Genomic DNA, 10,679 nt, shown 5'->3' with positions numbered 1-10,679 from the left:
ATGCCGGTGGAAACACCCGATGGTTCTAAAGAAGTATACTTCGTATTGAGCAATGAAGGCGGAGAAAAACGGATAAAAGGTTTTGCCGGATGCAACGGACTGGGCGGTAATTATACCCAGGAAGGAAACAAAATAAAATTCACGGTTATGACTACGAAGATGGCCTGCGACCGACTGGATGTAGAAAACTTCCTAACCAAATCGCTCGACTCTGCGGATAACTACAAGATCAATGGCGAAACGCTGGAGCTATACGAAGGCAACACACTGCTCACTACATTCCACTCGGTATATCTTAAATAGGTTTCTTGTGCAAGCTCAACTGGTTTCGTTTTGACCAACGGTTGTAGATATAGAGCACCACTACAAATATAGCCACCGCTATAAACTGCGAGTGCGACAGGTAATCCTTAATGATAAAGCCGCGCTCAATATCGCCACGGAAAAATTCCAGTGCGTAGCGGCCTATGGCATAGAGCAACAGGTACGTGAGGAATAATTGACCATAGAACCTTCTTCTCCCGCGGAGAAACAGCAATACGAGCATCACCAGGAATATATACCCTGATTCATATAGTTGTGTAGGATGCAACGGTGTATTCTTCGGATTGGCATGACAGGCCGGATCAGTATATACAACGCCCAACGGAGAATCCGTAGGAAGTCCATAGCAACATCCGGCAAGGAAGCAACCTATACGACCAAACATGTGCACCAGGCAGGTAGTTACCGCCATAATATCCAACATCGCATAAGTCGGCAGTTTATTTCGCCTGAAGAACCAGAACATAGTAGGTATAGCAAACAGAAACGATCCGTAAAACACAAAGCCTCTGCCCGCGAGTAACTTTGCCGGATGCTGTATATAGTACGATGCATCTTCCAGGAAGAGCAGCGCCTTCCCCCCCACAAATGCAGCAATAAAAATAAAAAGGAACAGTGAGTTAGCCTGATCAAACGTGAGTCCTACTTCCTGTTTGCCTCGCACAACCATATAGGCTACACCGGCTATAGCTCCGAGCGCGATCATAAACCCGTAGCTATATACGGTTAATCCGCCCACTTCAAACAATACAGGATGCATAGCCGATCCGTTAGAAAATACTATATCGTGGAAACGTGATTATTGAATACCCAGCTTCGTGAGTAAAGATTTTTCAATAGCGGCTTTCGGCACTACCAGGCTCACCGTGTTAATGGCAAAATATGCCTGCGACACATGGATGAATCCTTTGAACGGTCCGCGATCACCCCACGAATTTTTTACCAGAAAAAATTTCTTTCCGCTGGCAGACTTCTCCAATCCTACCAGGTGCATCAGGTGATCGTCTTGTGTGGTCAGATTTTCATAGAGTGACTGGCGAAGCTGTTGATCGTATTTTAATTCTTCATCTTCCGGTGAAATCGTAGCAGGAGCTTTACCACCTTTCCAGAGTAAAGCATAGCCATCGTTTTGCTTGAAGCAGCCATTACTTACATCGGCATCCCACATAATAGAATAGCCACGCTCAACAGCATGCTCGGTTAACTTGATCATTTCATCCAATGGGAGGTTATAGTACGATCCGTTCGCAAAATTATCAGGTGCTTCCAGTATAAAAGAAGTATAGAAAGGATGATGACTGAACGATGTGATGTTCACATAATCTTCCGGCTTAAAGTGCAGCACTTCAGTCGCAAATGTTTTGGGCGTATAGGGCTTTTCGTTGTACGTAAATGTTTCCGGAGCTTTACCCAAATGATCGTCCAGTATAGATTGAAAACCCTTCATCCAGTCGGCAGGTATAGGACGAATCTTCAGTAAACTGTCGAGATAAGTCTTTAGCTGCGCATCCATTTTATTATGGTCGTGCGTCTTTTGTCCTAACGGCAAACCGGAATATATACTTTCCGGCACGGCACCATAGGTAGCCATTGCGCGGATCACATCATGACCCAATCCGCCCGGACCAAATTGTGCTGTGCCCTGGCGAAGTATATAGTTCTTGGCTTTCTCGGTGTATATATTTCGCACGGTAAACATCTCCGAAAGATCCACCTCTCCCAAACCATTCTTGATTGTCTGCGATTCCACCAGCGATGTGGTAGAAAAACTCCAGCACGTGCCCGTGGCAGCCTGGTTTTTTACAGGAGTATATTCCGCTTTCGAGATCACCGAAAGGGTTGCCTTCTCAGACGATGGCTGTGCCAACAGCGGAAATATACCGGAGGCGAGCAGCAGACCTATACTAACTATTTTTTTCATACAGGGTAAGGATAATGATTATTCCAAGATCGGTTATTTCGAAGAGATTTCACCTATATATTCTGCGCAAATCTGCAAGATCAGCGGGAAATAATTTGCCTCCCACAAAGACTGTATACACTCCACCTTTCGCTTTAAACTTTAAGCTTTCAGCTCTATTTACTGTAGGAAATCCGATAGATCACATTCGCTTTATCGTCTGATACAAGCATCGATCCATCGGGCAATACCAGTACATCTACCGGGCGTCCCCATTCCTTTTGTGTGGCATCGTCCAGCCAGCCCGTTGCAAACGCTTCATGTCCGGTTACTTTGTTATTCTGCAGTTTAACCAGTGTAACATTGTAGCCGATCTTCTTTGAGCGATTCCATGAACCATGCTCCGCTACAAAAATCTGATTCTTGTAAGCAGCAGGGAACATACTGCCGGTATAGAACTTCAGCCCCAGTGGTGCCACGTGTGGCCCCAGTTTATCGGCAGGTGCCGTAAATTCTGAGCAGGCATGTTTATCGCCAAACTCCGGATCTTTGATAGACCCTTCGTGGCAATACGGGTAGCCAAAGTGCATGCCTTTCTTACCTGCTACATTCAACTCGCACGAAGGCTTATCATCGCCTAACATATCGCGACCGTTGTCTGTAAACCAAAGTTCTTTTGTTGTAGGGTGCCAGGTAAATCCTACCGTGTTGCGCACACCTTTGGCAAATACTTCGCGACCTGTACCATCCGCATTCAGGCGTGTAATGCTCGCATATATTTCATCTTTCGATTCGCAGATGTTGCACGGTGCACCAACCGGTACATATAGTTTCCCGTCAGGACCAAAGGCTATATATTTCCAGCCGTGGTGTGATTCAGTCGGGTAATTATCAGCGATCACCGTGGGAGTCGGAGGATTATCAAGCTTCGATTCTATACCGGTATATTTCGTGATCTTGCTGATCTCGGCTATATACAGATTGCCGTCTTTAAAAGCTACACCATTCGGCATGTTAAGACCGGAAGCAATTACCCATTTCTTATCAGCCTTGAAATCGCCATTGGTATCTTTCACGGCATATACTTTGTCTTTATCGCGGTTGCCTACATACAGTACACCGGAAGGGCTAAGCGCCATCGAGCGCGCGTTGTCTACCTCAGCATATACTTCAATCTTGAAACCTGCAGGTAACTTGATCTTGTCGAGTGGTAATGTAGCAGCGTATTCGGTAATAGCAGGCGCACTTGCATCAGTTGTTGTACTGTTACTGACTGCCTCACGCTCTGACCCGGAATTACCACAGGCCAGCATGACAGTCATTATTACGACAGGAATGGAAGTAATCGATCTCATGAGCTATAGTTTTAAAAAAAATTGTGAAAATGTGAACCGGATTTTTTCATCCGTGCATCCATGAATCCTGAAAAAGATACCCGTCATACATACACTGATGTTCCGTAAAATACGGTTGAAATTAAGTTTTTTTACCCGGAGAAAGGATATGCTTTACGTAAGTGGCAAAATTTCGGGTCATCCTTCCGGTTAAATCCGGAAATGCTGTAAATACTCATTATTTTTGCTGCCGGTTCTGTTGGGCATTGTTACACAATGCCTTCGGGGATGAATTAGCACTATGATATCGATTACCAATCTCTCGTATTATATCGGAGGCCGCGCGCTCTACGAAAATGCCAACATGTTTGTAAAACCGAAAGACAAAATTGGTCTGATCGGGTTGAATGGCCGCGGTAAATCTACACTGCTCAAAATTATTCATGGCGAATACAAGATCGACAGCGGTACGATCAGCAAGAGTAATGACTGTACAATAGGCTTCCTGAACCAGGACCTCCTCTCCTATCAAACCGATGATTCGATCCTGGCTGTAGCCATGAGTGCGTTCAAAGAAGTAGTAGAGATTGAACGTCAGTTGGAAGTTACGATCAAACAACTGGAGACTGAATACTCCGATGCATTGGTAGAAAAACTTTCCAAGCTGCAGGAAAAATTTGATCACCTCGATGGCTATACGATACAATCCAAAGCAGAAGAAGTACTCGAAGGAATTGGCTTTGCTACGGCTGACCTCCATCGGCCACTGAAAGAATTTTCCGGAGGATGGCGCATGCGTGTGATGCTTGCTAAACTTCTATTGGAGAAACCATCGTTGCTCATGCTCGATGAACCCACCAACCACCTGGACTTACCTTCTATTGAGTGGGTGGAAGATTACCTGCGTAATTATGAAGGCGCGGTGATCATTGTATCGCACGACCGTACTTTTCTCGATAACGTTGTTACCAAGATTGTAGATGTTACCCAGCAACAACTTGTAACTTACGAAGGTAATTATTCATTCTACCTCGAAGAGAAAGAGCTGCGCCAGGAGATACAGCAGGGTGCGTATGAAAATCAGCAGCAAAAGATTCGTCAGACCGAGCGCTTCATCGAACGCTTCAAAGCGAAAGCAACCAAAGCGCGCCAGGTACAATCGAGAGTAAAGGCGCTTGAAAGAATGGATCTCATCGAAGAAGTAGTCGATGATTCTGCCGCGGTAAATTTCCGTTTCAAATTCAAGCAGCAGCCCGGCCGTTATATCATTACATTGAATGATGTATCCAAAGCCTACGGCTCGCTGGAGATATTAAAGCACACATCAATTAATATAGAACGTGGCGATAAGATCGCGCTCATCGGTGCCAATGGTAAAGGTAAATCTACTTTGCTGCGCATCATTGCAGGAGAAGAACCGGTCGAAGGCGAACGCATCATGGGCTTTAATGTAATCCGCGCATTCTATGCACAGCACCAGCTCGAATCACTTCGTGTTGACAACGAAATTCTCGAAGAGCTTGTGCAGGCTGGCTCCGGTAAAACAGACCAGGAGCTGCGCAATGTGTTAGGATGTTTTCTCTTTACTGATGATGATGTCTTCAAGAAGATAAAAGTATTATCGGGTGGAGAGAAGTCGCGCGTTGCACTGGCCAAGACGTTGATCTCCGAAGCAAACTTCCTGTTGCTCGATGAACCTACCAACCACTTGGACTTTATTTCAGAGAATATACTTATACAGGCACTGCAGCAATACCTCGGCAGCTTTGTAGTAGTATCACACAACCGTCACTTTGTAAGTCAGATCGCCAATAAGATCTGGTATATAGAAGATCAGCAGATCAAAGAATATCCGGGTACGTATGACGAGTATGAATACTGGCGCAAGAAAAATGAAGCAGCCGGTATAAAAGCAGAGCCACCGAAACAAAAGAAAGCAGAACCCGAAAAAGCAAAGCCACAACAACAATCACATACTCCCGGCAACGAAGCAAAACGCAAATCGCTGGAGAGAGATTTGAAAAAAGTGGAAGAGCAAGTAAGCGGACTCGAAGCACGCAAAGCTGCACTCGAAAATGAGCTTGCTACACCGGAAGTATTCGGCAACCAGGCAAAGCTGAAAGAAGTACAGGCAAACTTCACAGCCACCGAAACGGCACTTGCTGCCGCGAATAAAAAGTGGGAAGAACTCGCCATCGCGATCGATGAATTAAGCTGAAAGCGTAAAAGTTTAAAGTTCAAAGCGTAAAGTTCAAAGTTTAAAGCCGAAAGTATAAATACACACTGCTTTCAACTTTAGGCTTTAAGCTATTTGCTGGCATTTCATCTGCGTTCATCTGCTCCCGATAGCTATCGGGATGCGGGAAATAAGCGGCTGTTTTATTCCGTGTAATTCTGTGAGTTCTGTGGGAGATATTTTGCATTTGAATATCGAACAAGGAACACCGATCAACGAATGTAGAAGTATAGATACTTTAAGCTCTATTCCTCCACGTGCCGGAAATCATACAATGGCCGGATATGCTTTGAGAAATATGTACCGTGCGACTCTGCGCTCATCAGCGCTTCATATACTTCCAATGGAACATCCAGGTATTGATATACTTCTCCGGAAGTAAATTCCACTTCGAGTATAGCGTGGTCTTCATCATATCCGATAGAAGCCAGGCCGGAAGATGTAACGGGAGTTCGTAGCATGAGTATCGCTCTCAAAAATCCATGCCACGGAAGTTACGCAGAAAAAATCAGAAAAGACCAAAGCCTATTTGCACCACTACACGATCCATGTCGCGCTGCACTTTGGTAACGGGAGGAAGATAGTTTGCACCCGGCATCATATCATACATATACCAGTTATTCGCAAACTCATAATTGATGCGCTGAAATTTATACCCTGCGCTTATATAGAGACGCACTTTATTACTCACGTGGAATCTATACCCGATCATCGGGTTCAGCATTCTGCCGCCTTTCGAATCGTAGTCGTTATAATAACTATCAGACCGCGGAGAATAGAACGCCCACGCATAGCCGCCATTGAATTGAACAAAAAACGCATCGTCCTTTATGCGTAAAAAATCGTACGATATACTTCCAAACACCGGTAATGTATTCCAGTCTTTGTAAGCATCATACCCGGTTCCTATACCTGCCGTAAACCGTTTGTAGCGAACACCATGCACTGTATTGACCGATATATAGGTACCATATCCGTCTTTACCAAACAGCGCCCCGCTCATCAGGTTACCTGTATAGTGTATTTTTCGTTTTGTGGTTTGCGTGCTATCCGCTTGCGCCCACAGCCCATGCGTTGTGAGCAATATACTGACAACTATGAGTAACGTTATCTTAGTTCTCATGTACAATAGCCAGGTGACTCAGTAATTTGATATTGGCAGGATCAGAATAATCATACTGGTAAAGGCCGTTCTCCCCGATCATCATCAACACATTATCAAACGGTATAACATCGTAGGCATTTATACCATCGTAATGTGCCAACTGCTTCTTATCTATTGTATTGATATCAGAAGCATCATACACCTTTAAACCATCCGAGCCATCGCAGATAAATAAGGTTGTATTGTCTTTCCCCAAACCATGCGGATTAGTCATGGGGTATGTTTTCAGCAATTGAGGCGACTGCAAATTCTGAATATCTATTACTTCCAGTTGATTGGTGAAGCCCTGGCAGGTAGTGCCGGAGCGAAGGGTTACATACGCATAATTACCATCTACCACCACCGGGTCGCAACTGCGGATGTGAGAATAGGTAGTGAGCGTTTTAGGAACAGCAGGATCTGATATATCCAGTATATACATACCATCACTGGCACCTATAAAAAGATTTTGTGCTGCCGGGAAAATTGTTTCCGAGTTCCATCCGATATAAACACTTGTTTTCTTATCAGGGCTTACCTCATCCGATATATCTACCGGTATAATATTACCGGCATCCAACGCATATAAATGATTTTTACTAATGGTGAAGCGGGCCATAGAGCCGCCAACTCCGGGGCCAGAGCCGTTCCCCGGAGCGATGGCTGCGCTCTTGTCAAATGTAACGTTACTGGCTAACGCAATGCCTCCGTCATAATACACACCACCCCAGGGCTGTACGCCACTGTTGCAGTCCGACTTCAATACTGTACTGTTCTTCTCTGCTACCCAATCGGTAACAAGGCCTTTCTCCGGATCCATATAAAATCCGAGACTGTTATAATTGCTGAATATATTTTCGATTCGGTTTACTTCGTGAATGTTATCCAGCGAAGTTATATCGAGCACCACCAGGTCTATATAGCTGTCGGCATATAAAGCATTGTCTTTTATAGCCAGCTCATAATTACCGGGAATATTGATAAAGCTTTTATTAACAGGAGAAGCGGGATCGTGATTATCAATAACATGAATGCCTTTGCCCGGCTCGTTCACAAACAGGTATTCATCTTTATAGTATATCTTGCCAACCGAATGGATACCTTCCGGTTGCGTAATGCTTACCTTCCGGATTTCTTCGAGTGAAGTATATACAGGCTTGTACGCGGTGTACTCATTGGTCACCTCGCACTTATCCGTACAACCTTCGAGCAAAACACTGATCCCCAAAAGACCAGTCAGGAAAAGTAGCGCATACAAGGAAACGTGTATCCGCTTCTGAAGTCTGTTCTCTAACGTATCCATAAATGTAGTTGAAGGGTTGTTTAGTGATTAGACCCTGCCCTACATGAAAAGGTTGGAAGCGTTAGTGAAAAATATACCGGAATCGTAATCCGACATCAAACGTTAATGGCATCGCTGCGATTGGCTGATTGGATTTGTAAATAGAATTGAATGGATAGCGTAATCCCGGGTTCAACGCCAGGCGATAATGTTGTCCAAACTTGTAACTCAATTCAGTTCCTACCAATCCGCTGAAGTTCAAGGTACGATAAGGAGAATCAGCTCCGCTGGATTGAGTAGTCTTGCTGATGCCACCACCTTCCGGTGTAAGTGTATTCTGCAAGAACATATCGGTAGCAATACCACCGTTGAGCTGTACACCAAACTTTTTATTGACAATAAGATATCCGGCTTGTACAGGTACACTGATAAACTGCATGTTGTTATTTACAGAATACGGAGCAGTCGATACAACCCGGGCATCGGCTGTGCTCAGCGCACTGTTAACGGATTGGGGTGCAAAACTTGAAAAATCAGAAGTACTCGCAGCATTGGTAGTATAATCAGAAGCCTGCGACATATAGTTTACACCACCCTGCACTACCCATCGCTCAGAGAGACGTGTACCCATGCTAACGCCTACTGTATACGCAGAACCGGAAGCCTTCGCCTGCTGACCGGCAACATTGTTAGCCGAAAATGATTGGGATGGCGGTGTCGATACCGAAGAGTTAACAGTATTAAAACTTCCGGCTGCAAAACCAACAGACGTCCATAACTTTTCAGATAAAGGAGATTGTTCATCTTTATTCGCGGCAACAGCGCGTGCTTTATCTTCTTCTGTTAATCGTCCCAATAATTTCATCAGCGGATCTTCAGACTGGAGTTTCGAAGCATCAAAATCCGCGGGCTTGCCAACACGTGTTGGTAATTTATCTACGGATGCTGTTTGCATACCTCCGCCGGAAGTAGAATTTAGGCGTGCTACAATTTCATCCTGGTTAGTAAAAGGATTCATCTGCGTAGCGTTGCTACCATTCCGTGAAGCAACGGTAGAGTTACCCGCTGAAACAGCATCTTTACCTTGCTGCTGAGCTACCAGTTGATTATTACCGGCTTGATCTGATATACCTTTTGCAGTGGCAGCAATTTGTTGTTGCTGTTGTGTTGATATATTATCAACTGCAGGTTGTTTACCCGAGGTATTTGTATTATCCGTTGCGTTGTTACTTGCTATCGCTGCACTATTCGCATCGGCATTTCCTTTTACATCTATACCGGCCGCGTTTTTATCTTTTGCCGCTACATTCGCAGGGCTACCAGCTTCATTCGTTACAATAGAAGAAGATGCAACAGTCTGCGATTTATCCGTTGTATTGTTGCTGGCTATAGTTGCTCCGTTTGTATCGGCATTTTCTTTTGCATCTATACCAGTCGCATTTTTATCTTTTATTGCTGCATCGGCAGGACTACCGGTTTTAGTAGCGGCAATAGAAGAAGACGTAACTGTCTGCGATTTATCGGTTGTATTATTACCGGCAACCGTTGTGTTATTCTTAACTGATCCATCCGCTATAGCATCGGGTGGTTTTACAGTAGTATTACCGTTTACATCAGTCGATGCTACAGCATTACCGGATTGATTGCTGTTCGTTATAGTCTGATGGTTACCATTACGGTTACCATCTGTAGCAGCAGCCGATGGATCGGTTGCTCCCTGGTTACGTTTTACTGAAGTGACGGCACTATTATTAGATGAAGACTGGTCACCAGCCTGTTTTTGAATAGCTGCTATACCTTGCGTATTGCTATGGCTATTCTTTCCGTTTTCACTCTTTACGCCATCTGTAAATTGATTCTTCTGCGAAGAAGTTACAGCATTATCGGTGTTTGTTTTGTTGGCAGCAATACGATTCGCATTCGCCTCTTTTGTTAACGCGCGCTTAGCCGCTACGTTGGCTGACGATGTGGATGATTCTTCTGTTCTTGTTCCCTCCTCTGTTCCTTCTTTTGTTCCTTGAGTAGAAGAAGCTGAAAATCCGTTCTCGTTATTGTTTTCTATAGTGGCTGTTTGTTGTGCTGATTCAGATGAAGCCTGTTGCCCGTTAGTTGAATTTTTGTTCGTAGCGCCTTCGCTTGCAGACTCATCAGGAGCTGCCGTGTTTGTTTGTGATAGCGTTGCTATACCACTACCGTTGTGTATATATTGTTTATCCTGTAGTATATAATAGCCTACTCCTGCCATACTCATGGCAAATGCAATGGATGCTGCTGCCAGAAGCTTGTAAAACAAGATCCTGCGCTTCATTTTGTCGCCTTCTGCTTTTTCGAGATCAAGCTCGATGTTCGTCCACACATTCTCTGCAGGACTCACCTCGGCTTCACCGAAAGCATCTTTGAACGCATCCTCAAATTTTCGACTCTCCATATCGTTCATAATACGTTGACTCCTTTAACAA

The 10,679-nt window shown here is 44.6% G+C and carries 9 protein-coding genes; 2 read left to right on the top strand and 7 right to left on the bottom strand.

The window, feature by feature from the left end; all coding sequences use genetic code 11:
* Positions 1–303: META domain-containing protein (locus tag VIN08_RS05220; protein WP_331961270.1), on the top strand; the 303-nt coding region annotated here is incomplete at its 5' end.
* On the opposite strand, the gene VIN08_RS05215 is transcribed toward VIN08_RS05220, so the two are convergent.
* The 3 genes from VIN08_RS05215 to VIN08_RS05205 form a co-directional block, all read right to left on the bottom strand.
* Positions 296–1,084, bottom strand: a complete 789-nt coding sequence (locus VIN08_RS05215; protein ID WP_331961267.1) for a prolipoprotein diacylglyceryl transferase — start codon at positions 1,082–1,084, stop codon at positions 296–298. The two genes, VIN08_RS05220 and VIN08_RS05215, sit on opposite strands and share 8 nt — an antisense overlap.
* 39 nt (positions 1,085–1,123) lie before the next feature.
* Positions 1,124–2,245: a C1 family peptidase gene (locus VIN08_RS05210; protein ID WP_331961265.1), complete on the bottom strand. Its 1,122-nt coding sequence runs from the start codon at positions 2,243–2,245 to the stop codon at positions 1,124–1,126.
* Positions 2,246–2,400: 155 nt separating this feature from the next.
* Positions 2,401–3,579 carry a sorbosone dehydrogenase family protein gene (locus tag VIN08_RS05205; RefSeq protein ID WP_331961262.1) on the bottom strand — a complete coding sequence of 393 codons (1,179 nt, stop codon included), beginning with the start codon at positions 3,577–3,579 and terminating at the stop codon, positions 2,401–2,403.
* 280 nt (positions 3,580–3,859) lie between these two features.
* Here VIN08_RS05205 and VIN08_RS05200 point away from each other — a divergent pair, with 280 nt between their 5' ends.
* A complete protein-coding gene (locus VIN08_RS05200) occupies positions 3,860–5,776 on the top strand; it encodes an ABC-F family ATP-binding cassette domain-containing protein (protein WP_331961260.1) in 1,917 nt (638 codons plus the stop codon).
* A gap of 263 nt (positions 5,777–6,039) precedes the next feature.
* On the opposite strand, the gene VIN08_RS05195 is transcribed toward VIN08_RS05200, so the two are convergent.
* The 4 genes from VIN08_RS05195 to VIN08_RS05180 all read right to left on the bottom strand — a co-directional run bounded on the left by VIN08_RS05195 (position 6,040) and on the right by VIN08_RS05180 (position 10,648).
* Positions 6,040–6,255 carry a KTSC domain-containing protein gene (locus VIN08_RS05195; protein ID WP_331961258.1) on the bottom strand — a complete coding sequence of 72 codons (216 nt, stop codon included), beginning with the start codon at positions 6,253–6,255 and terminating at the stop codon, positions 6,040–6,042.
* A 47-nt stretch (positions 6,256–6,302) separates the two neighbouring features.
* Positions 6,303–6,917 carry a hypothetical protein gene (locus VIN08_RS05190; RefSeq protein ID WP_331961255.1) on the bottom strand — a complete coding sequence of 205 codons (615 nt, stop codon included), beginning with the start codon at positions 6,915–6,917 and terminating at the stop codon, positions 6,303–6,305.
* Entirely contained in the window at positions 6,907–8,241 is a 1,335-nt protein-coding gene (locus VIN08_RS05185) for a hypothetical protein (RefSeq protein ID WP_331961252.1), read from the bottom strand. The genes VIN08_RS05190 and VIN08_RS05185 overlap by 11 nt, the downstream gene beginning before the upstream one ends.
* Before the next feature lie 61 nt (positions 8,242–8,302).
* A complete protein-coding gene (locus tag VIN08_RS05180) occupies positions 8,303–10,648 on the bottom strand; it encodes an outer membrane beta-barrel protein (RefSeq protein ID WP_331961249.1) in 2,346 nt (781 codons plus the stop codon).
* Positions 10,649–10,679: the final 31 nt, after the last annotated feature.

It is taken from the genome of Ohtaekwangia sp., from assembly GCF_036568665.1.
Classification (GTDB): domain Bacteria; phylum Bacteroidota; class Bacteroidia; order Cytophagales; family Cyclobacteriaceae; genus Ohtaekwangia.
This window is presented reverse-complemented; position numbering and strand designations above follow the sequence as displayed.

What these genes read in the sequence shown, in the direction of transcription:
- VIN08_RS05190 (WP_331961255.1), bottom strand. Translation starts at nt 6,917, where the DNA reads ATGAGAACTAAGATAACGTTACTCATAGTTGTCAGTATATTGCTCACA.
- VIN08_RS05185 (WP_331961252.1), bottom strand. Translation starts at nt 8,241, where the DNA reads ATGGATACGTTAGAGAACAGACTTCAGAAGCGGATACACGTTTCCTTG.
- VIN08_RS05180 (WP_331961249.1), bottom strand. Translation starts at nt 10,648, where the DNA reads ATGGAGAGTCGAAAATTTGAGGATGCGTTCAAAGATGCTTTCGGTGAA.
- VIN08_RS05205 (WP_331961262.1), bottom strand. Translation starts at nt 3,579, where the DNA reads ATGAGATCGATTACTTCCATTCCTGTCGTAATAATGACTGTCATGCTG.
- VIN08_RS05215 (WP_331961267.1), bottom strand. Translation starts at nt 1,084, where the DNA reads ATGCATCCTGTATTGTTTGAAGTGGGCGGATTAACCGTATATAGCTAC.
- VIN08_RS05200 (WP_331961260.1), top strand. Translation starts at nt 3,860, where the DNA reads ATGATATCGATTACCAATCTCTCGTATTATATCGGAGGCCGCGCGCTC.
- VIN08_RS05195 (WP_331961258.1), bottom strand. Translation starts at nt 6,255, where the DNA reads ATGCTACGAACTCCCGTTACATCTTCCGGCCTGGCTTCTATCGGATAT.
- VIN08_RS05210 (WP_331961265.1), bottom strand. Translation starts at nt 2,245, where the DNA reads ATGAAAAAAATAGTTAGTATAGGTCTGCTGCTCGCCTCCGGTATATTT.